This is a genomic window from Cryobacterium algoritolerans (genome assembly GCF_004402785.1).
In the GTDB taxonomy this organism is placed as follows: Bacteria; Actinomycetota; Actinomycetes; order Actinomycetales; family Microbacteriaceae; genus Cryobacterium; species Cryobacterium algoritolerans.
Window position 1 is genome coordinate 64,514 of the sequence record NZ_SOFP01000063.1, and the last position, 20,375, is coordinate 84,888.

Here is a 20,375-nt window from a genome sequence, read left to right on the forward strand (position 1 = left end):
CAGCCTGACCCGGCTGGGGGAAGGGCCGAACGTCCCACGCGAGTAGAATCCCTGCAACAGACCGAGAGGCGGATCACGGCCATGACCCCGGAACGCATCCTCAGCACAGTCACCGACCGGCTTCCCCTTCTGGCCGCGGCCGCCGAGCCGGAGGTGCGCCTGCGCAGCCTGCTCAGGGCCAACCAGTCCGTTGTCGAGCAACTGGACCTTTCCACGGTCCTGCGCCGCATCGTCGAAGTGGCGGTCGAACTCGTAGGCGCGCGTTACGGCGCCCTCGGTGTGATCGCGCCGAATGGTGGGCTTGAACAATTCATCCACGTCGGCATACCGGAGGGCCAGGCCGAACGGATCGGTCATCTGCCGGTCGGCAGGGGTCTGCTCGGCGCCTTGATCGATGATCCGCAACCGATCCGCCTGGCCAGGCTCCGCGACGACGGTCGGTCCGTCGGTTTCCCGGAGGGACATCCCGCGATGGACAGCTTCCTGGGTGTTCCGGTGCGGGTTCGCGGAGCGGTTTTCGGCAACCTGTACCTGACCGAACCGGCGGCTGGCGCCTTCAGCGGCGAAGACGAGGAATTGCTCGGCGCACTAGCGGCCACCGCTGGGATCGCCATCGAGAACGCACGCCTCTTCGACGAGACGCAGCGGCACCAGCGGTGGTCGGCCGGCACCGCCGAGATCAGTGCTGCGCTGCTGTCTGAACGCGCCGACGACCCGCGGGCGCTGCTCGCCGATCGGCTGGGGGCGATCGCGGGTGCCGACCTCGTCTGCGTCGTCGTGCCGGGAGGCTCCGAGACTCTTCTGGTTGACACCGCACGAGGCGAGCTCGCCGACCAGGTTCGCGGTCTCGTCTTCCCGGTATCCGCGGCGGTGTGCGGGCGGGCGCTGGAAAGCGGCCAGCCGTTCCTGACCGACGGCGCGGCGGGGCATCCCGACGAGGCCATCCTTGTCGGACCGGCAATGGTGATTCCGCTGAGGACGACGGGTAAGACCTACGGCGTCCTGACGGCGTCCCGCCGGGTGGGGCGATCTGGCTTCTCGTCCAGCGAGCTGGAGATGGCAGCGGATTTCGTGGGGCAGGCCGGTGTTGCACTCGAACTGGCTCGTGGCCGGGCGGTGCGACAGCGCCTGGCCGTTCTCGAGGACCGCAGCCGGATTGCCCGGGACCTGCATGACCAGGTGATCCAGAGACTGTTCGCCGCCGGGCTGGGGCTGCAGGCCATTGCCGGCACGGGTGCCCCGCCGGACCTCAGGGTTCGGATCCTCGATCAGGTCGACGCGCTCGACGCGGCTATAGCCGAAATCCGAACGGCCATTTTCGCACTCTCAGCCGAGATCCACCCCGACCGGCCGTCGGTCCGGCACCGAATCCTCGACGTGCTCGCCGAGCTTGGTCCGCTCTTCGAGCATCCCCCGCGGATCACGTTCACCGGCCCGATCGACCTGCTCACCCCGGATGCGCTGGCGGACGACCTCGTAGCGGTCATCCGTGAGGGGCTGACCAATGTACTCCGGCACGCGGAGGCCAGCGAGTCAACGGTGTCGGTCGGGGTCGCGGGCGATATCGTCACGGTGGACATCATCGATGACGGGGTAGGGCCCGGCGTGGCCGCCAGGTCAAGCGGCCTGGCCAACCTTGCGGCGCGTGCCCGGAGTTGGGATGGTGCCCTGGCCCTGACCGCAATCGACACGGGGGGAAGCTTTCTTCGGTGGAGCGCGCAGCTGACCGCCGCACGGGAAGGACCGGCACAGTGATCCGCGTATTCCTGGTCGACGACCACGAGGTCGTGCGCCGAGGCATCGCCGACCTGATCAACATGGAGGCCGATCTGGAGGTCGTGGGCGAGGCCTCGACGGCCAGGCAGGCTTTAGCGCGGGTCGCCGCGACGGTGCCGGATGTTGCCGTTCTCGACGTGCGCCTGCCCGACGGCAGCGGGATCGACGTCTGCCGTGCGATCAGGTCGCAGAACCCGACGGTGCAGTGCCTGATCTTCACCGCGTTCGACGACGACGAGGCCACCTACGCGGCAGTGCTGGCCGGGGCATCCGGCTACGTCCTGAAGGATATCCGGGGCCAGCGGCTGATCGAGAGCATTCGACGGGCGGCCCTCGGCGAGATCCTGGTCACCCCAGCGGTGGCGGCGCACGTTGTTAGCAGGCTCGGGACAGATCGGGCCGAACCGGCGGCGACCCTCAGCGCCAGGGAGAGGCAGGTGCTCGAGCTCATCTCACGGGGCCTGACCAACCGCCAGATCGGCGAGCAGCTCGAACTAGCGGAGAAGACGGTCAAGAACTACGTCTCCGGACTGCTCGGGAAACTCGGGATGCAACGGCGCACCCAGGCGGCTGTCTTCGGTGCCGGCCTGCACAACCACGAGCCGGACGGTGGGGACCGGATTCGGGCCTTCGGCACCGGTACGCTGGCAGAATGACGCCAGAGCGCAGCGAAAGAGCAGTTCCGGGACCCGGGCAGGAATCGGTCTGGGACTACCCGCGTCCTCCGCGAGTTGAGCGGAGCAGTGAGCGCGTGGTGATCAGGCTGGGCGGCGTTGTGATCGCGGACACGTCTGACGCGGTTCGCGTCCTCGAAACCAGCCACCCTCCGGTCTACTACTTACCGCGAACGGCGTTCCGCACGGGTAGTCTGGTGCCTGCGGCGGGACGGTCGATCTGCGAGTACAAGGGGTTGGCCACCTACCTGACCGTGGTGACCCCCGGTCGGCGCGAGGAGGCCGCGGCCTGGACTTACCCGACGCCCTGGAACGGCTATGCGGAACTCGCCGGCCGGGTGGCCGTCTACCCGGGCCGGATGGACTCGTGCACCGTTGGGGGCGAAGTCGTCCACCCGCAACCAGGTGACTTCTACGGAGGCTGGATCACTTCGCGCGTGGTCGGCCCGTTCAAGGGCACCCCCGGCACGCTCGGCTGGTGAAATCGCTGTCTCCGGTCGGGTCGGTCCACCTGCGCTGTTGCCGCCCTCACAGCTACGGTCTGAGGGCCATGCGAGGGTGAACAGCCACCAGCATCACTTTGGTCGAGCCGATCATGGCGACCCTTGTGGCCGCGAGCTAGTGACGGGCGAACGCCCGGAACCGGTCGGCTGGGCCGGGCTGTGCCCGATCATCGTCGCGGTCACACCGCTCATGATGGAACCTCGCCAGGAGAAACTGAACATTCTTCGGTAGGATCGCATCCATGTCCGAGTTCGCCTCGACGGGGCAGGATCCCCTCGAATCAATCGGCCCCGAACCGGTCGGCCCCGAACCGGTCGGCCCCGAAGCAGCCACAACGGGTTTCCGCCCGGTGCTGCCTGCCGGGGTGGATGAGGACCTGCCCGACGACGCCGATGATGTGTCGGGCGGGGTCCCGCCGCCGCGCGCCAGTCCCCGTGTCGAACCTGAGGAGAGTGCCATCCACGGACCGCGCCGCCGCCGGGGGCTTCGCCGCTGGTGGGCGCCGCGTTGACGCATCCGAATTCGCCGGAGGACTGCCCGGGCCCGTCGCGTGGAAGGCGGCGGACGCCCAGCCGACGGTAGGCTGGCGACGTGTCATTTTCGCTCGCCGCAGTAACCCGTACCGTCCACGAATTGTGGCCGCTGGCCGGGGCAGAAGACTGGGACGCACCCGGTCTGGCCAGCGGTGATCCTGCACGCGACATCGAGGCTATTCACCTCGCAGTCGACGCCGTGGCAATCACCGTCGACGAGGCCATCGAGACCGGAGCCGACCTCCTGCTGGTGCACCACCCGCTGCTGCTTCGCGGTGTCACCTCGGTTGCCGCCGACCGGTACAAGGGAGCGCTGCTCAGCCGCCTGATCCGGGCAGATTGTGCCCTCTTGGCCGCGCATACCAACGCTGACGTCGTCGCCGACGGCGTTTCGGACATCCTCGCCCGTCGACTCGGCCTCGTCGACACCCGGCCGGTCTCCGAAGGGGCGGCGCCCGGAACGGGCATCGGCCGGGTGGGGCGATTGGAACGGCCGACAACGCTGGGCGGGTTGGCCCGCCGAGTCGCCGATCTCCTGCCCGCGACAGCGTCGGGAGTGCGGGTGTCCGGCGACTACGGCAGCATGGTCGAAACCGTGTCCGTCTGTGGCGGCGCCGGCGACTCGCTCCTCGGTGCCCCGGCCGTGGTCGGAAGCGATGTCTTTATCACCGCGGACCTGCGGCACCACCCGGTGTCGGAGGCCCGAGAACAGGCTCGCCTCAACGGAAACACCCCGGCCCTGATGGACGTGTCACACTGGGCCAGCGAATGGCTGTGGCTGGACACCGCGGCCGATTCGTTGCGGCAGGCCCTGCCCGGAGTGCGGGTCACCGTCAGCGACCTCCGCACCGATCCGTGGGACTTCGTCATCGTGCAGTAACCTGCCCAGAACTCACGATTGCATTCAAACTCAATACCGCAAGCCCAATACCCCGAAGGTCAGGACACAAGTGAAGGCATCTCCAGTAGAACAGAAGGAGCTTCTCCGGCTTCAGGCCCTCGACATCAAGCTGCAGCAGGTCGAGCACCAGACGAAGGCGCTCCCACAGCACTCCGAGCTCAAGGAGCTCGGAGTCACTGCCGACAAGACGCGGATGACCCTCGGCACCCGCACCGGCGCCTTGGAGGATATCCGAATCGAACTGCACCGGATCGAGTCGGATGTCGACGTGGTCGAGAAGCGGATCGCCAGGGACTCCGACCGGGTGCAGCACACCTCATCGGTGAAGGACGTTCAGGCGCTCGAGACCGAGCTTGCCGCGCTCCGTAAACGCCTCCTTGCGCTCGAGGAGATCGAGATTGCGGTCATGGAACGGCTTGAGGAAGCCGAGGGTGCCGTCGCTGCGGTGGAAGCTGAACGTGATGGGATCGCGGCCCGGGTCGTCGAGGCCGAGCAAGCCCGGGACCTGGGTCTCGCCGATCTGAACCGTCAGCTCGGCGAGCTGCGCCGTGACCGTGCGGCCATCGCCGGTAGCATCACCGACGACCTGGCCGCGCTCTACGAGAAGCGGTTCGTGTCGGGACGGGGCAACGCGGCGGCCCTGCTCCGCGCCCGCACCTGCAGCGGCTGCACGATCACGCTCACCGGCAGTGACCTTGACGCCGTCCGCTCCTCGCCGGCCGACGAAGTACTGTTCTGCCCGGACTGCGGCGCGATTCTCGTGCGCACGGAGGAGTCGGGGATCTGAGTCGGACTTCGCCCCTGTAGACTAGGTCTTCGGAATGGGTCGGCAAGACGGTCGCGACATCCGGTGCCGCAGGGCGTCGGATGCCGAGGAACGTCCGGGCTCCAGAGAGCAGGGCGGTGGGTAACACCCACCCGGGGCAACCCGCGAGACAGTGCCACAGAAAGTAGACCGCCCCCGGCTTCGGCCGGGGGTAAGGGTGAAACGGTGGTGTAAGAGACCACCAGAGGCCAGGGTGACCTGGTCGGCTTGGTAAACCTCGTCCGGAGCAAGGTCAGACAGGAAACGTTAAGGCGGCTCGCCGAGTTTCCGGGTAGACCGCTAGAGGGCTGCGGCAACGTAGTCCCCAGATAGATGGCCGTCCAAGGTGCTTCGCGCACCGGGACAGAACCCGGCGTATCAGCCGGCCCATTCCACTTCCTCGCCCACTGATCCAGCCGGCGGTGGGCCCGGTCCCCGACGCGGATCCGGGCCGGGGACCGGTTCTGCTCAGCCCCGGTTCTTGACGGCGAGCGCCGCCGCGCCGAGGATCCCGGCGTTGTTTCGGTGGACCGCGGGGATGATCGGCGTCTTCAGGTTCAACAGCGGCAGGAAGTGCTGGTGGTGCTTCGACACCCCGCCACCGACGATGAAGAGGTCGGGGGAGAAGAGCATCTCCAGGGTCGAGTAGTACTTGTGCAGTCGGCCGGTCCACTTCTCCCAACTCAGGTCTTCCCGTTCCTTCGCGGCGTAAGCAGCGCGAGTCTCGTAGTCCACGCCGTCGATCTGGAGGTGGCCGAGCTCTGTGTTCGGCACCAGGATACCGCCGTTGAGCAGAGCGGTTCCGATGCCCGTCCCGAGGGTGGTCAGGATGACGACGCCGGGGACCCCCTTCGCTGCGCCGAATTGTGACTCGGCGTAACCGGCGGCATCCGCGTCGTTGACGAAGTGGATGGGGTGGCCGAGGCCCTTTTCGAACAGCTTCTCCGCGGCGAGGCCGATCCACCTATCTGAGACGTTTGCCGCCGACATCGTGTGGCCGTTCTTGACCACGGCTGGGAAGCAGATCCCGATCGGGAGGCCGGGGGCTGAGGCCTTTTCCGACACCGTCTTCAGCAGGTCCTTCACCGTGTCGACGATGTCGGCCGGACGACCGCCCTTCGGCGTGGGCAGCTTCACCCGATCGGAGAGGAGAGCGCCGGTAGAGAGGTCTACCACCGCGCCTTTGATTCCGGTGCCGCCGATGTCAATGCCGATTGCCGTGGTTGAACTCATGGTTAGAACCTATCGGTTAGGGGAGCGTCAGGATCTCCGCACCGGTCTCGGTGACGACGAGGGTGTGCTCGAATTGCGCCGTGATGCTCTTGTCCTTGGTGGTGACGGTCCAGTCGTCGGCCCACATGTCCCAGTCGGGAGAACCCAGGGTGAGCATGGGTTCGATCGTGAACACCATGCCTACCTCCATCACGGTGTCATAGACCGGCGCGGAGTCGTAGTGGGGGATGATCAGCCCGGAGTGGAAGGCCTCGCCGACGCCATGTCCCGTGAAGTCGCGGACGACCCCGTAGTTGAAGCGTTTGGCGTAGGACTCGATGGTGCGGCCGATCACGTTGACCTGGCGGCCGGGGGCGACGGCCTTGATGCCGCGGGCGAGGGCCTCACGGGTTCGCTCGACAAGCAGTGTCACTTCGTCGCTGGCCTGGCCGACGATGAACGTGACGTTCGTGTCCCCGTGCACGCCGTTCTTGTACGCGGTGATGTCGATGTTGACGAGGTCGCCCTCCTCCAGCACCGTGGTGTCCGGGATGCCGTGGCAGATCACCTCGTTCACCGAGCTGCACAGCGACTTCGGATACCCGCGGTAGCCGAGCGTCGACGGGTACGCGTCGTTGGCGACCAGGAAATCGTGGCCGACCACGTCGAGTTGTTCTGTGGTGACACCGGGGCGGATCGCCCGCCCAACCGCTTCAATCGCCCGGGCCGCGATCCGGCCGGATTCGCGAATGAGTTCGACCTTCCGGCTCGAGTAGACATCGGAGCCGGTGAATCGTGCCGGGGATTCCTTCCCGACGTATTCCGGGCGGGTGATGTGGCGGGGTACTGGTCGGGTCGGGGATACCGTTCCGGGGAGCAGGTGACCGATGGAATCCTTAGGCATAGGATCAAGCTTATGTCCGAAGATGAGCGAGAGCAGTTCTGGTACAACATGCGCACCGGTGCGGTCGAACAGGGTTTCGAGTCCCCGTCGGTCGACCGGGTCGGCCCATTCGCCACCAGGGAGGAGGCGTCGCGCGCGCTTGAGAAGCTGAGGGCGAACAGCGCCAAGTGGGCCGCTGACGACGCGGCTGACGGGCGTTAGCGCCTACTCGTAGCTGTGCTCCGGGCCAGGGTAAGCGCCGTTCTGCACGTCTTCCTTGAACCGGTGCACGGCGTCGGTAAGGACGCTCCGCACGTTCGCGTACTGTCGCACGAACCTCGGGACCCGGCCGTCGGTCATCCCCGCGAAGTCGGTCCAGACCAGGAGCTGCCCGTCGACGTCCGGTCCCGCGCCGACACCGATGGTGGGGATCTCCAGCCGGGCGGTGACAAGCGCGGCAACGGTCGCCGGAACCATTTCGAGGACCACGGCGAAAGCGCCCGCTTCCTGGACAGCCAGAGCATCTTCGATCAGGCGCTCGGCGTCATCACCGCGGCCCTGAATGATGTGGCCGCCGAGACCGTGCTCGCTCTGTGGTGTGAAACCCACGTGGCCCATCACGGGGATGCCGCTGGAGACGATGCGTTTGATCTGCTTGTAACTGCGCACGCCGCCCTCGAGCTTGACGGCGTGGGCCTGTGCCTCTTTCATGAACCGCACGGCCGTGTGCAGCGCCTCGGTCTGGCCTGTCTCGTATGAGCCGAACGGCATGTCCGCGACGACCAGGGCCCGGGTCACGGCGCGGGCGACGGCGCGGGTGAGTGGGATGAGCTCGTCGACCGTGACGGGCAGGGTCGTTTCGTACCCGAAGACATTGTTGCCTGCGGAGTCGCCGACCAGCAGAAAATCGATTCCAGCCGCGTCGAAGATCTGCGCCGTGAGCATGTCATAGCTGGTCAGCCCGGTAATCGGGATGCCCTGTTGCTTGGCGTTGTGGAAATGCCTGGTTCGCACCCGCTTGGGTCCGGCTGGCGCCGGGACGAACGGATTCTGCGTAGTGACGGCTGCTGGCACGTCGGACGAGGTCGGCTCTGGCATGCCTCAAGTGTAGTCAGGGAAGGCATTCGGTCCGTTGGCGGCCTGTTTCACCTCGGACGCGACGCCAGACAGTAACCTAGGGAGCAACAAGAAGGGGCGTGAATGGACAAGCAGCGCGATTTCGTTCTTCGGACCATCGAGGAACGGGGCATCAAGTTCATTCGGCTATGGTTCACCGACGTTGTCGGCACTCTGAAATCGGTCGCCATCGCCCCGGCCGAGGTCGAGGGGGCCTTCGCGGAGGGGCTCGGCTTCGACGGGTCCGCGATCGAAGGACTCACCCGCTCATTCGAGGCTGATGTTCTGGCCCACCCCGACCCGACCACGTTCCAGATCCTGCCCTGGCGCGGGGAAGTCGACCCGACGGCCAGGATGTTCTGTGACATCACCACGCCGGATGGCCAGCCCGCCGTCGCCGACCCGCGCAACGTGCTCAAGCGCACGCTGGCGAAGGCAGCTGAACGCGGATTCACTTTCTACACGCACCCCGAGATCGAGTTCTACCTGCTCAAGTCGTCGAAGTACGGCAAGAACGGGCCCACCCCGGTCGACTCAGCCGGCTACTTCGATAATGTGCCCGGCGGCACGGCCCACGACTTCAGGCGCCGGTCGGTGCGGATGCTCGAAGACCTCGGCATTTCGGTGGAATTCAGCCACCACGAGGCCGGCCCCGGTCAGAACGAGATCGACCTGCGCTACGCGGACGCTTTGACCACCGCGGACAACATCATGACATTCCGTACCGTGATCAAGGAGGTCGCGATCGAGCAGGGCGTGTACGCGACGTTCATGCCCAAGCCGATGTCCGACCAGCCTGGCTCCGGCATGCACACCCACCTGTCTCTCTTCGAGGGTGACACGAACGCCTTCTATGAGGCAGGCGCGCAGTATCAGCTGTCGAAGACCGGCCGCCAGTTCATCGCGGGTCTGTTGAAGCACGCACCGGAGATCACCGCTGTCACGAATCAGTTCGTCAACTCCTACAAGCGGCTCTGGGGCGGCGACGAAGCGCCCAGCTTCGTCTGCTGGGGACACAACAACCGCTCAGCACTGATCCGGGTGCCGCTCTACAAGCCGAACAAGGGCCAGAGTTCCAGAATCGAGTACCGCGCGATCGACTCGGCAGCCAACCCGTATCTTGCCTACTCGCTCATGCTGGCCGCAGGGCTCAAAGGGATCGAGGAAGGCTACGAGCTGCCGCCCGAGGCCGAGGACAACGTCTGGGGGCTCAGCGACACCGAGCGCCGGGCGCTCGGCTACCGTCAGCTTCCTGCGAGCCTCGACCACGCTATCCAGTTCATGGAGGAATCCGAGCTGGTTGCGGAAACCCTTGGCGAGCACGTCTTCAACTACGTGCTGCTCAACAAACGACAGGAGTGGAAGGAATACCGCTCTCAGGTGACTCCGTTCGAGCTCGACAAGAACCTTGAGATGCTCTGACACGCGCTGAGGAACGGGACGCAATGAAGCGGGAACCGCTGACTCTGACCGACCTTGCCCGGGTGGGATTCGTCGAACTCGGTGAGGTCAGGGGCCGGCTTGAAGAAGTCACCGAACTGGGCGGCCCTGAGCCTTCGGTTCTCCTGCCATTGCTCGCCCTGGCGGCAAGCCCGGACGGCGCGCTCACCGGAATGCTTGCGCTGCTCCGCCAGGCTCCGGCCGAGTTGCGGACGTTGCTCGCCCACCCCGGTGCGCCCTTGCGCTTGCTGAGGGTCCTTGGAGCCTCCAGCGGCCTGGCCGAGTTCTTCCTCCAACATCCCGAGGAACTTGGAGTGCTCTCGGAGTCACAGGCCGACCTGCCGGACGGCGCGGTGTTGATGGCCGACCTCCTCGATTCTGTGGGCGCCGTCGATGGATTCGCGGCGCTTGTGGACGACCCCGGCTGGGTGGCACTGAGGGTGCGGTACCGCCGCCGCCTGGCCGAGCTGGCGGCCTTCGACCTCGAACAGTCCGATCCGGTGGCCGGCCTTGACGGCATCGCCCGGGCACTCGCCGACCTCGCCGCGGCCGCGCTGGAGGCGTCTCTGGCCGTGGCCCGCAGCATGACGAGCGGGCCGGTCGCCGCGCCCGGGGTCTTCCCCGAATCCGAGGTGCGGGCCACCAGGCTCGCCGTGATCGGAATGGGCAAGGCCGGCGCCGCGGAACTCAACTATGTCAGCGATGTCGACGTCATCTTCGTCGCCGAGGCCGACCCTGATGCGGAGCTGGAAATATCGCGAGCTGTCGATATCGCCACCCGGCTGGCCATCCTGATGATGCGGGGGGTCAACCAGCCGACGATCGAAGCAGAGCTGTGGGAGGTCGACCCGAATCTCCGGCCGGAGGGCAAGTCCGGCGCGCTCGTGCGGTCCCTCGAGTCCCATCTTGCCTACTATGAGCGCTGGGCGAAGAGCTGGGAATTCCAGGCCCTGCTCAAGGCCAGGCCCCTCGCCGGCCATATGGACCTCGGCCAGCGTTATATTCAGGCTGTGGCACCCAAGGTGTGGACCAGCGCGAGCCGCGAGAATTTCGTCGAGTCGGTTCAGCGGATGCGTGAGCGGGTCACCGAAAACATCCCGGACGACGAGGTCGCGGTACAGCTGAAGCTGGGTCCCGGCGGGCTGCGCGATATCGAATTCACCGTGCAACTGCTGCAACTGGTGCACGGCCAGACCGATCCCGCCGTGCGTCAGGCCGGAACCCTTCCCGCGCTTTCCGCACTGGCAGACACCGGCTACGTCGGCCGGGCGGAAGCCGCCGAATTCGCGCAGGACTACCGCATCCTGCGGCTGATGGAACACCGGCTGCAACTGGAGAGGCTGCGGCGTACCCATCTGATGCCCCGGGACGAGGCCAGCCTGCGCATTCTCGCCCGGGCAACGGGCCTGGCCGCGAGTGCCCCGCAACTGACTGTGCGCTGGGCCGAGGTCAAGCGACGCGTTCGCGGCCTGCATGAACGGCTGTTCTACCGGCCTCTGCTCTCGGCCGTGGCCGCACTTCCGGCCGAAGGGCTCAACCTCACCAGCGCCCAGGCGGAGGCGCGGCTAGCCGCCATCGGCTTTCGCAATACGAAGGGAGCCCTCGGTCACATCGCGGCCCTCACCGGTGGGGTTTCCCGTCGGGCGACTATCCAGCGTCACCTGCTCCCGGTCCTGCTGCAGTGGTTCTCCGAAGGCGCGGATCCCGACTACGGCCTGCTGTCCTTTCGGCGGCTCAGCGACAGCCTCGGCTCAACCTACTGGTTCCTGCGGATGCTGCGTGACTCCTCCGGGGCGGCCGAACGGCTCACCCGTGTGCTCTCCTCCTCCCGCTTCATCGGCGAACTGCTCGAGACGATCCCCGAGGCTGTGGCCTGGCTGGAGAACGAGGACGATCTGCGCCCCCGGTCGGTTGCGACCCTGCAGGAGGAGACCCGTGCGGTGCTGGCCAGGCACGAGAGTCCCGACGCGGCGGCGTCGATCATGCGCACGGCCCGGCGCCGCGAGGTGCTGCGGCTCGCCTTCTCCGCCATTCTCGGGCGGCTGACCATCGACGAGCTTGCGGCCGGGCTCACCGATGTGACTGCCACCATCATCCAGGGGGTGACCGCCGCCATCCGCGGGACGAACCTGATGGGGGAGCCGGGGGGGCCCACCGACGGCATCGAATTCGCCGTGATCGGGATGGGCCGTTTCGGCGGCGCTGAACTCGGGTTCGGCTCCGACGCCGACGTCATGTACGTCTTCCGGGCCGGAGAGCTCGAGGGGAGCGCCGCGCACGACCGCGCGAAGTTGATCGTCCGGGAACTGAACCGGCTCACCGACGACAACCGTCTTCCGTTGGACCTGGACATGGGACTGCGCCCGGAGGGCAAGAACGGGCCGGTGGCCCGTTCCCTCGAATCGTACGAGGCGTACTACCGGCGATGGTCGCTGACCTGGGAGGCCCAGGCACTGCTCCGCGGCCGCGGCGTGGCCGGCGACACCGCCCTCCTCCGCGACTTCGACCGGGTCGCCGACGCGGTGCGCTACCCGGAGAGCATCGGCGAGCAGGAGGTGCGGGAGGTCAAACGGATCAAGGCCAGGGTTGAGCGCGAACGGCTCCCTCAAGGAGCTGACCCGAACCGTCACCTCAAGTTGGGGCGTGGTTCGCTCAGCGACGTCGAATGGTTTGTGCAGTTGCTTCAGCTCCAGCATGCCTCTGGCATTTCCTCGCTGCGCACCTCGTCCACCCTGGGTGCGCTCCGTGCTGCCGTTGCGGCCGACCTGGTCAGTGAAGCGGATGCCGAGACGCTCCGGGTCGCCTGGCTTTTCGCCTCCCGGTGCCGTTCCGCGATAACCCTCTGGACGAACCGCACCGCGGACGTGCTCCCCGCCGACCGGATCCAGTTGGAAGGCGTCGCGCGGGTGCTCGAATATCCGCCCGGCTCGGCGAACCGGCTCGAGGAGGACTATCTGGCCGTGACACGTCGCGCGCGAGCCGTCTTCGAACATCGTTTCTACGGCCCAGTCGAACGTGCCGGGCCTTTCGCGGGCTGACCCTTGTTCCCTTTTTCCGCCCCACTGCGCCGGCCGCGGATGCGACGCCTCTCCGGACGCGGCAGGGCGGCTCACTCCGCAGGGCAGACGACTGCAGGGCCGCACTCCCCGGGGGAGTGCGGCCCTGCAGTCGGATACCGGTCTGTCGGCTATTGGCCGTCATTCCGGCGGCGGGTAAGGAGCGGCTTAGACGCCATAGTACAGCTCGTACTCGAACGGGTGCGGGCGCTGGGCCAGCGGCTTGATTTCCTTCTCGCGCTTGAAGTCGATCCAGGTTTCGATCAGCTCGGGGGTGAACACGTTCCCGGCAAGAAGAAAGTCGTGGTCTGCCTCGAGCGCCAGCAGCGCGGCCTCGAGGGAAGCCGGAACCTGGGGGATGTTCTTGGCTTCCTCCGGCGGCAACTCGTAGAGGTCCTTGTCGACGGGCTCGTGCGGTTCGATCCGGTTCTTGATCCCGTCGAGGCCGGCCATCAGCTGGGCGGCGAAGGCGAGGTACGGATTGCCGGAGGCATCCGGCGCACGGAACTCGATGCGCTTGGCCTTCGGGTTCGTGCCCGTGATCGGGATCCGGATGGATGCCGAGCGGTTGCCGGCCGAGTAGACCAGGTTGACCGGGGCTTCAAATCCGGGGACGAGACGGTGGTACGAGTTCACGCTCGGGTTGGTGAACGCGAGCACAGCGGGGGCGTGCTTGAGCAGGCCGCCGATGTACCAGCGAGCGACGTCCGAGAGCCCGCCGTAGCCGGCCTCGTCGTAGAAGAGCGGTTTGCCGCCGGACCAGAGGGACTGGTGGGTGTGCATGCCGGAGCCGTTGTCGCCGAAGAGCGGCTTCGGCATGAACGTTGCGGTCTTGCCCCACTCGCTGGCGGTGTTCTTCACGATGTACTTGAACTTGAGCAGGTCGTCGGCCGCGTGCACCATCGTGTCGAAGCGATAGTTGATCTCGCCCTGGCCGCCGGTGCCGACCTCGTGGTGGCTGCGTTCGAGGATCAGGCCGGCCGCGATGAGCTTGAGGCAGATGTCGTCGCGCATGTCGGCGTGCTGGTCGACCGGGCTGACCGGGAAATAGCCGCCCTTGAAGGGGGTCTTATTGGCGAGGTTTCCGCCCTCTTCCTTGCGGCCCGAGTTCCAGGCGCCCTCGCTGGAGTCGACGGAGTAGAAGCTGGAGTACTGGTTGACCTCGTAGCGAACGTCGTCGAAGATGTAGAACTCCGCTTCGGGCGCGAAGAAGGCGGTGTCCGCGATGCCGGTCGACGCGAGGTACTTCTCGGCCTTCTTGGCTACCTGTCGCGGATCCTTCGAGTAGATCTCCCCGTTGCGCGGGTTGTAGATGTCGAAGAGCATGATCAGCGTGCGCTCGGTGCGGAAGGCGTCGATGTACGCCGTGGTGACGTCAGGGATGAGTTGCATGTCGGATTCGTGGATCGACGCGAAGCCGCGAATCGACGAGCCGTCGAACATCTGACCTACCGTGAAGAATTCTTCGTCGACGGTCGACGCGGGGATGTTGAAGTGCTGCTGCACACCCGGCAGGTCGGTGAAACGGATGTCAAGGAACTTGACGTCCGTGTCCTTGATGAATTTGAGCACTTCTGACGAATCGCGGAACATGCGGTTTTACTCCAAACGACGTGGGCGTTAATCTCGAAAAGTCGCGCACTGCGGCTCCATTGAGGCTACTGGGGCGGCATTACCCGACAGTGACGCTTATGTTTCACACATGTTACAGCGGGGACGGCTCGCTAGACTCATCGCGTGTCTGCCGCATCCTCCAAACCGACCACCTTCGGACAGCTTCCGCCGAGCCGATGGCCAGGGGAGCGCCTGGGCCTGCCAAACGTCGGCGCCGGCTCGGTCGGCCGGGTCGGCCGCCGGATCGCAGCCCTGGCCATCGACCAGGTCCTCGCCACCGCAGCCGCGTTCTGGGTGTTCGATTACACGTTCCCGGACTACAACGGATTCGCCGTGAGCGGGATGTACGTGCTGCTTCAGATTGTGTTCATCCCGACCATCGGCGGCAGCATCGGCCACCGGCTGACCGGACTGCGAGTCATCTCGTTGACCAGAGGGTGGGCAGGCGTTTGGCGCCCCGTGCTGCGCTCGGTGCTCCTGGGATTGGCGATTCCCGCGCTGGTCTGGGACTCCGACCAGCGCGGATTTCACGACAAGATCGCCGGCACGGTTCTCATCCGTAGTTGAGGGATGCGGACGCCGGCTAGTTGCCGCGCTGCGGCCGGGCCTTCATCGGGTCGACGCCCTTGGGGATCGGGAGTTTCTTCGTCATCGAGGACAGACGATTGTTCACGGCCAGGACCTCGGCCTTGGTCAGGGTCGGCTTGATCCGCGTGAGGCGCCTGGCGAGCTTGTGCAACGGAACGGCGTCGGCGTCCGGTCCGACCGAGATGACGGTCACGGCGATGCTGCCGCCCAGCCGGGTCACCATGCGCCGTTCCTCGTCGAGCATGCGTGCGGTGCGGGTGCGCGGGCCCTCGCTGATCAGCACAACGCCGCCGCGACCGACGGCACGGTAGACCGCATCCTGGGTCTTGCCGTTGACGGCGACGGGCATCTCGCTGCCGACCCAGCCGCGTTTGAGCGAGCTGCGGAGCACCGCGCCGACCGCGCCGGGTTGGCCCTCGATCTGCGAATAGGCGGCTTTCTCGGCGCGGCGGCCGAGGATGATGAGCATGGCGAGGAGGCCGCCGAGGGCGCCCGCGATCACCCAGAGCACGATGGTGACGACGTTGCCGGGGGAGAACACGAAGGCGAGCAGGAGGCTGATTGCGACGGGGATCAGGAAGGCCAGGATCATGAACAGGACGATGTTCGAGTCGTAACGCCTCGTCATCTGGAACACCTGCCACATTTGCTTCAAGCGGCCGGGTTCTTTGGGGGTGCGGGGAGTCTTGTCCTTGCTGCGTGCCATGGTTCCAAGACTACCGAGTCGCTTGAATGTCGGGTGACCGTTTTTGGGATCAGCTGACGGCCTGGGCGAACCCGAGCGTCGCATCCGCCAGGTGGCGCAGCTCCGCCGGCACCTCCCGACCGGTTGCCAGCATGGACTGGGCCCAGAGGCGTCCGGCGCGGTAGGAGGAGCGCACCAGCGGGCCGGAGAGCACCCCGATGAAACCGATCGCCTCTGCCTCGTGCTTGAGTTCGACGAATTCCTCCGGCTTCACCCAGCGGGCGACCGGCAGGTGGCGGGCGCTGGGACGCAGGTACTGGGTGATGGTGATGATGTCGGTGCCCGCGTCGTGCAGGTCCTGCAGGGCCTGGCTGACCTCAGCGCGTTCCTCGCCCATGCCCAAGATGAGGTTGGACTTGGTGATCAGGCCCGCGTTTCGGCCCTGGCTGAGCACGTCCAGAGAGCGGTCGTAGCGGAACGCCGGGCGCACCCGCTTGAAGATGCGCGGCACCGTCTCGACGTTGTGCGCGAACACCTCAGGTTTCGCTGAGAAGACCTCGCCCAGGTGGTCAGGATTGCCCGAGAAGTCCGGAACGAGGATTTCAACCCCGGTGCCCGGGCTCTGCTGGTGGATCTGTCGGATCGTCTCGGCGTAGATCCAGGATCCCTCGTCGGGCTGGTCATCGCGGGCGACACCGGTGACGGTGGCGTAACGTAATTGCATTTTGACGACGGATTCAGCCACCCGGCGTGGTTCGTCCCGGTCGTACTCGGCGGGTTTGCCGGTGTCGATCATGCAGAAGTCGCAACGCCTGGTGCACTGTGAGCCGCCGATCAGGAATGTTGCTTCGCGGTCTTCCCAGCATTCATAGATGTTGGGGCAGCCGGCCTCCTGGCAGACCGTGTGCAGGTCCTCGCTCTTGACCAGGTTTTGCATTTTCTGGTATTCGGGACCCATTTTCGCTTTGATCTTGATCCATTCGGGCTTGCGCTCGATGGGCGTCTCCGCGTTTCGGATCTCGAGGCGGAGCATCTTGCGGCCCTCGGGCACCGCGTTCATGCTGCGACCGCCATTGCGCGGAGGAAACCGGCCCTGATCGGCTCGATCAGTTCCGAGGTGGCGACGAGCCTGCCGAGTACGCGCGACATGGTCGTCACCCCGGCGTCCCTGATTCCGCAGGCGATGATGTGGCTGTACGCGTCCAGGGAATTGCTGCAATTGAGGGCGAATCCGTGCATGGTGACTCCTTCGGCGACGCGGATACCGATGGCCGCGATCTTTTCTTCGAATCCGTCCGGACCGACCCAGACGCCGGAACGACCGTGAACCTGGCGGCCATCGATACCGAACTCTGCCAGTACGTCGATCAAAATGCCCTCGAGCATCCGGACATGGCCAACGACGTCGATGGGCTCGGCCAGGCGCAGGATCGGGTAGCCGACCAGTTGGCCCGGTCCATGCCAGGTGATCTTCCCGCCCCGGTCGACGTCGATGACGGGGGTGCCGTTCGTCGGCCGCTCCTCCGGCTCCGTGCGTTTCCCGGCCGTGTACACGGCGGGGTGTTCGAGGAAGATGACGGTGTCGGGTTTCTCACCGGAAACGACCGAACGGTGGACTGCGCGTTGGAGCTCAAGGCCCTCAACATACGGCACGGAGTTGGCGCTTAGCCCCGCGACGACAAAGTCGAGCATGAAGCCAGTCTAGGTCAGCTTGCCCTCGGCATCTGCCGCCCGGGCCGGTTGTCCTCGGAACGCGCACAAAATTCCTGAAGCTCCGCGGTGGAGCGCACACTTCGGCGGGTGAGGAACAGTGCGCGGCGTGACCCAAGTCCGGTGTCGACCGCGGGTAACCCCGCATCGACGTCCGGGTCAGCCGAGCTGGGGGCAATCGTCGGCGGGTATCGGGTAGTCCGTCGGCTGGGTGCCAGTGAACGCGCCGACGTCTACCTCGGTGTGCTCACCGGATCGTTCGAAGACGACGCCGCCGAGGTTAGCACTCGTACGCCCGTCGCCCTGAAGATCTATCACCTGAAAACGGCTGGAGCAGTGATCGAGCGGGAGATCCGGGTGATGACCGAGACGACCGGCGCGCGGTTCGCCAAACTCATAGACTTCGCTACGCTCTCGGATGGGCGAGTGTGCATCGTGCAGGAGCACCTCGCCGGCGGCCGGCTCAGCCGGCTGATCGGTGACGGCAGGTCGCTCACCCCGGGGGAGACGGTGACGATCCTGGCGCCGATCCTGGCGGCGCTGGCCCAACTGCTGGCTCTGGGCTACGTGCACGAGGGACTGGGGCAATCGTCGGTCATCTTCGATCGTTCGGGGAGACCGGTTCTGACCGCGCTGGGGCGGCTGAGGGAATTGCCGCCGGCAGGATCGGAACGCAGTAACGTCGTCGAGGAGGCGGCGCGGCGAGTCACGGCCTTCGCCTTGGGAGTGCTTGACCGGGTCGAACCCAGCTGGGACGCCGCAGTGCCTGACCCGGCGGCATGGTTGGAGTCGATCCCACCCGGGATGGCCCTGCGCAGCCTGCTCGACGAACTCGAGCGGCGATTGTTCGCGTGGGCGCCGGCCTCGGCGGTTGTCATGTCAGTGGCACCGTGGGTGCCCTCAGCGGGGCGCCGGCCCGAGCGGGAGGGCGGCTGGGCCCAGACCGAGGCCCTCCGGGGCGGGCGAGCCGCCGCCCCCGGCCCGGGGTTCAGTCTTTTGCGGGCGAAGCGGCAACGACGCTCGTCGGGGCGGGTGAGGAAATCCGGCAGATCCTGGACGCTGCTCAGCGAGCTCAGAACCCTGCTGCATGGGCTGACAAGCCGACCGGCGGGTGCACTGCTGACGGTCCAGCTCCCGGAGCAGTTGCGGGATCGGATGGCACGGTGGCTCCGGGTGCATCGCGGTCCGCTCCTCGCGTCTTCGCTCGTTTCCACCGCCGTGTGCGTGTTGCTGCTCACGTTCGGCTATCAGCCGGAGGCCCGAGGTGGCAACGCCGGGCCTGCCTCGGGCGTAGTGCCCCCGGTAGCGCCCGGCACGGCTTCGTCGTCGGCGGCCCCCCGACCGGCGTCTCCAGGGCCAATTACGAACCCGGGCAATGCGGCCGCGGATCGTGCGGCCGTCGAGGCCGATGAGCCGGTCCTGGCGGTGCGGGTGCTGCTTCGCCTGCGCGCCGGGTGCCTCACGGCAGTATCCGTGGCCTGCCTGGACGGCACGGACCAGCCAGGATCCGCGGCGTTGGCATCGGACGGTCAGGCCATCAAGGAGACTCACCAAGGCGCCCAGGCCGCGCCTGCCAGGGAGGCCGCCCGGTCGGCACCGAGCCTGGTCGAACGCAGGGGAGACGTTGCTCTCGTGGCCGTTGTCCTGACCGATGCCTCCACGAACGGAGACAGCAAACCGGCCTCGATCCTTGTGGTCAAGGGCGAGGCCGGTTGGCGGATCAGGCAGATTTTCGAATACTGACAGCCGATCGTTTCGGCTGCCCGGGTTCTCAGATTCCCAGGTTGGCTTCGAACGCTCCGGCCTCAAGGCGCTGCTTCATCATGACGAGGAAGCGGGAGGCGTCCGCGCCGTCGATGATGCGGTGGTCGTAGGACAGCGCCAGGAACACCGTGGAGCGGATTGCGATCGAGTCCAGGCCGTCGGTGGTGACGACGATCGGCTTCTTATAGACGACGCCGGTGCCGAGGATCGCGCTCTGCGGCAGGAAGACCACGGGCGTGTCGAACAGCGCGCCGCGCGATCCGGTGTTGGTGAGTGTGAAGGTACCACCGGACAGTTCATCGGGCTTGAGCTTGTTGTCGCGGGTGCGCTGCGCCAGGTCGGCGATCTGAGCGGCGAAGCCGGCCAGATCGAGTTCGCCGGCGTTGCGGACGACGGGGGTCAGCAGGCCACGCTCGGTGTCGACCGCGATGCTGATGTTCTCCTGGCTGGGGTACACGATCGAGTCGCCGTCGATGGTGGCGTTGATGATCGGGTTTGCCTGGAGCGCCTCGGCCGCGGCCAGGGCGAAGAACGGCAGGAAGGAGAGCTTGTTGCCGGTCTTGCCCTGGAAGGCAACCTTGACCTTGTCGCGGAGGATCGCAACCCGGGTCACGTCGACCTCGACGACCGTCGTCAGCTGCGCCGACGACTGCATCGAGATCACTGCACGCTCGGCGACGACCCTGCGGAGGCGGGACATCGGTACAGTGGTTCCGCGCAGGGGTGAGACCTCGACGGCCGGTGCGACCGGAGTTGCGGTGGCGGACGCCGCCGCCCTGGCGGATTCAATGTCTTCCTTGCGGATCCGTCCGCCGACGCCGGTGCCGGAGACGGTGGAGAGGTCCACGCCGGCTTCGTTGGCGAGTTTGCGCACGATCGGCGTGACGTAGCCGGAGGTTCCGGCGTGCGAGCCGCGCGACACGGGCTCGGCCACGGGGGCCGCGACCGGTGCTGCCACGGGGGCGACGACCGGTGCTGCCACGGGGGCGACGACCGGTGCTGGGGCCACGGGGGCGACGACCGGTGCTGCCACGGGGGCCGCGACCGGTGCTGGGGCCACGGGGGCGACGACCGGTGCTGGGGCCACGGGGGCGACGACCGGTGCTGGGGCCAC

Annotated in this window: 19 protein-coding genes and 1 other RNA gene; 12 read left to right on the forward strand and 8 right to left on the reverse strand. The window is 66.6% G+C overall.

What is annotated here, in order from left to right; genetic code table 11:
• Positions 1-81: 81 nt before the first annotated feature.
• The 7 genes from E3O19_RS13590 (at position 82) to rnpB (ending at position 5,587) form a co-directional block, all read left to right on the forward strand.
• Positions 82-1,755, forward strand: coding sequence for a sensor histidine kinase (locus E3O19_RS13590; RefSeq protein WP_134568436.1), 1,674 nt, complete (start codon positions 82-84; stop codon positions 1,753-1,755).
• Entirely contained in the window at positions 1,752-2,432 is a 681-nt protein-coding gene (locus E3O19_RS13595) for a response regulator (protein ID WP_134568438.1), read from the forward strand. Before E3O19_RS13590 ends, E3O19_RS13595 begins: the two co-directional genes overlap by 4 nt.
• Positions 2,429-2,932: a DUF427 domain-containing protein gene (locus tag E3O19_RS13600; protein ID WP_134568440.1), complete on the forward strand. Its 504-nt coding sequence runs from the start codon at positions 2,429-2,431 to the stop codon at positions 2,930-2,932. Before E3O19_RS13595 ends, E3O19_RS13600 begins: the two co-directional genes overlap by 4 nt.
• A 263-nt stretch (positions 2,933-3,195) precedes the next feature.
• Positions 3,196-3,465 (forward strand): hypothetical protein, encoded by a 270-nt coding sequence (locus E3O19_RS13605; protein ID WP_134568442.1) that lies wholly within the window; start codon positions 3,196-3,198, stop codon positions 3,463-3,465.
• 80 nt (positions 3,466-3,545) lie between these two features.
• Positions 3,546-4,367, forward strand: coding sequence for a Nif3-like dinuclear metal center hexameric protein (locus tag E3O19_RS13610; RefSeq protein ID WP_134568444.1), 822 nt, complete (start codon positions 3,546-3,548; stop codon positions 4,365-4,367).
• Between the two features lie 70 nt (positions 4,368-4,437).
• On the forward strand, positions 4,438-5,175 hold the full coding sequence (locus E3O19_RS13615; RefSeq protein ID WP_134568446.1) for a zinc ribbon domain-containing protein: 738 nt from the start codon (positions 4,438-4,440) through the stop codon (positions 5,173-5,175).
• A gap of 35 nt (positions 5,176-5,210) precedes the next feature.
• Positions 5,211-5,587, forward strand: an RNA gene (gene rnpB, locus E3O19_RS13620) — RNase P RNA component class A.
• A 74-nt stretch (positions 5,588-5,661) separates the two neighbouring features.
• Here rnpB and ppgK read toward each other — a convergent pair.
• Entirely contained in the window at positions 5,662-6,426 is a 765-nt protein-coding gene (gene ppgK / locus E3O19_RS13625) for a polyphosphate--glucose phosphotransferase (protein WP_134568448.1), read from the reverse strand.
• A gap of 16 nt (positions 6,427-6,442) precedes the next feature.
• Entirely contained in the window at positions 6,443-7,309 is an 867-nt protein-coding gene (gene map / locus E3O19_RS13630) for a type I methionyl aminopeptidase (RefSeq protein ID WP_134568450.1), read from the reverse strand.
• 12 nt (positions 7,310-7,321) lie between these two features.
• On the opposite strand from map, the gene E3O19_RS13635 reads away from it, so the two are divergent.
• Positions 7,322-7,510 (forward strand): SPOR domain-containing protein, encoded by a 189-nt coding sequence (locus tag E3O19_RS13635; RefSeq protein ID WP_134568451.1) that lies wholly within the window; start codon positions 7,322-7,324, stop codon positions 7,508-7,510.
• 3 nt (positions 7,511-7,513) lie between these two features.
• Here E3O19_RS13635 and panB read toward each other — a convergent pair whose 3' ends face one another.
• A complete protein-coding gene (panB, locus tag E3O19_RS13640) occupies positions 7,514-8,386 on the reverse strand; it encodes a 3-methyl-2-oxobutanoate hydroxymethyltransferase (protein WP_134568453.1) in 873 nt (290 codons plus the stop codon).
• Between the two features lie 102 nt (positions 8,387-8,488).
• Between panB and E3O19_RS13645 the strand changes: the two genes are divergently transcribed.
• Positions 8,489-9,826, forward strand: a complete 1,338-nt coding sequence (locus tag E3O19_RS13645; protein ID WP_134506403.1) for a glutamine synthetase family protein — start codon at positions 8,489-8,491, stop codon at positions 9,824-9,826.
• A 23-nt stretch (positions 9,827-9,849) separates the two neighbouring features.
• Positions 9,850-12,882 carry a bifunctional [glutamine synthetase] adenylyltransferase/[glutamine synthetase]-adenylyl-L-tyrosine phosphorylase gene (locus E3O19_RS13650; RefSeq protein ID WP_134568455.1) on the forward strand — a complete coding sequence of 1,011 codons (3,033 nt, stop codon included), beginning with the start codon at positions 9,850-9,852 and terminating at the stop codon, positions 12,880-12,882.
• A gap of 186 nt (positions 12,883-13,068) precedes the next feature.
• On the opposite strand, the gene glnA is transcribed toward E3O19_RS13650, so the two are convergent.
• On the reverse strand, positions 13,069-14,493 hold the full coding sequence (gene glnA, locus E3O19_RS13655; RefSeq protein ID WP_134568457.1) for a type I glutamate--ammonia ligase: 1,425 nt from the start codon (positions 14,491-14,493) through the stop codon (positions 13,069-13,071).
• Between the two features lie 144 nt (positions 14,494-14,637).
• Between glnA and E3O19_RS13660 the strand changes: the two genes are divergently transcribed.
• Positions 14,638-15,081, forward strand: coding sequence for an RDD family protein (locus E3O19_RS13660; RefSeq protein WP_134568459.1), 444 nt, complete (start codon positions 14,638-14,640; stop codon positions 15,079-15,081).
• 16 nt (positions 15,082-15,097) lie between these two features.
• Here E3O19_RS13660 and E3O19_RS13665 read toward each other — a convergent pair whose 3' ends face one another.
• Genes E3O19_RS13665 through lipB form a run of 3 tightly spaced genes read right to left on the reverse strand, consistent with a single transcriptional unit; the run spans position 15,098 to position 17,479 of the window.
• Positions 15,098-15,808, reverse strand: coding sequence for a DUF4191 domain-containing protein (locus E3O19_RS13665; RefSeq protein WP_134568461.1), 711 nt, complete (start codon positions 15,806-15,808; stop codon positions 15,098-15,100).
• Between the two features lie 49 nt (positions 15,809-15,857).
• Positions 15,858-16,847 (reverse strand): lipoyl synthase, encoded by a 990-nt coding sequence (lipA, locus tag E3O19_RS13670; RefSeq protein WP_134568463.1) that lies wholly within the window; start codon positions 16,845-16,847, stop codon positions 15,858-15,860.
• On the reverse strand, positions 16,844-17,479 hold the full coding sequence (gene lipB / locus E3O19_RS13675; protein ID WP_134568465.1) for a lipoyl(octanoyl) transferase LipB: 636 nt from the start codon (positions 17,477-17,479) through the stop codon (positions 16,844-16,846). Before lipB ends, lipA begins: the two co-directional genes overlap by 4 nt.
• Before the next feature lie 141 nt (positions 17,480-17,620).
• Between lipB and E3O19_RS13680 the strand changes: the two genes are divergently transcribed.
• Positions 17,621-19,240: a protein kinase gene (locus E3O19_RS13680; RefSeq protein ID WP_134568467.1), complete on the forward strand. Its 1,620-nt coding sequence runs from the start codon at positions 17,621-17,623 to the stop codon at positions 19,238-19,240.
• A gap of 28 nt (positions 19,241-19,268) precedes the next feature.
• Here E3O19_RS13680 and E3O19_RS13685 read toward each other — a convergent pair.
• The coding region (locus tag E3O19_RS13685) for a 2-oxo acid dehydrogenase subunit E2 (RefSeq protein WP_134568469.1) at positions 19,269-20,375 on the reverse strand (1,107 nt) is incomplete at its 5' end.

Excerpts from the sequence above, each read along its gene's own strand:
- E3O19_RS13635 (WP_134568451.1), top strand. The coding sequence starts at position 7,322 with ATGTCCGAAGATGAGCGAGAGCAGTTCTGGTACAACATGCGCACCGGT.
- E3O19_RS13645 (WP_134506403.1), top strand. The coding sequence starts at position 8,489 with ATGGACAAGCAGCGCGATTTCGTTCTTCGGACCATCGAGGAACGGGGC.
- E3O19_RS13605 (WP_134568442.1), top strand. The coding sequence starts at position 3,196 with ATGTCCGAGTTCGCCTCGACGGGGCAGGATCCCCTCGAATCAATCGGC.
- ppgK (WP_134568448.1), bottom strand. The coding sequence starts at position 6,426 with ATGAGTTCAACCACGGCAATCGGCATTGACATCGGCGGCACCGGAATC.
- E3O19_RS13600 (WP_134568440.1), top strand. The coding sequence starts at position 2,429 with ATGACGCCAGAGCGCAGCGAAAGAGCAGTTCCGGGACCCGGGCAGGAA.
- lipB (WP_134568465.1), bottom strand. The coding sequence starts at position 17,479 with ATGCTCGACTTTGTCGTCGCGGGGCTAAGCGCCAACTCCGTGCCGTAT.
- glnA (WP_134568457.1), bottom strand. The coding sequence starts at position 14,493 with ATGTTCCGCGATTCGTCAGAAGTGCTCAAATTCATCAAGGACACGGAC.
- E3O19_RS13665 (WP_134568461.1), bottom strand. The coding sequence starts at position 15,808 with ATGGCACGCAGCAAGGACAAGACTCCCCGCACCCCCAAAGAACCCGGC.
- panB (WP_134568453.1), bottom strand. The coding sequence starts at position 8,386 with ATGCCAGAGCCGACCTCGTCCGACGTGCCAGCAGCCGTCACTACGCAG.
- E3O19_RS13590 (WP_134568436.1), top strand. The coding sequence starts at position 82 with ATGACCCCGGAACGCATCCTCAGCACAGTCACCGACCGGCTTCCCCTT.
- map (WP_134568450.1), bottom strand. The coding sequence starts at position 7,309 with ATGCCTAAGGATTCCATCGGTCACCTGCTCCCCGGAACGGTATCCCCG.
- lipA (WP_134568463.1), bottom strand. The coding sequence starts at position 16,847 with ATGAACGCGGTGCCCGAGGGCCGCAAGATGCTCCGCCTCGAGATCCGA.
- E3O19_RS13650 (WP_134568455.1), top strand. The coding sequence starts at position 9,850 with ATGAAGCGGGAACCGCTGACTCTGACCGACCTTGCCCGGGTGGGATTC.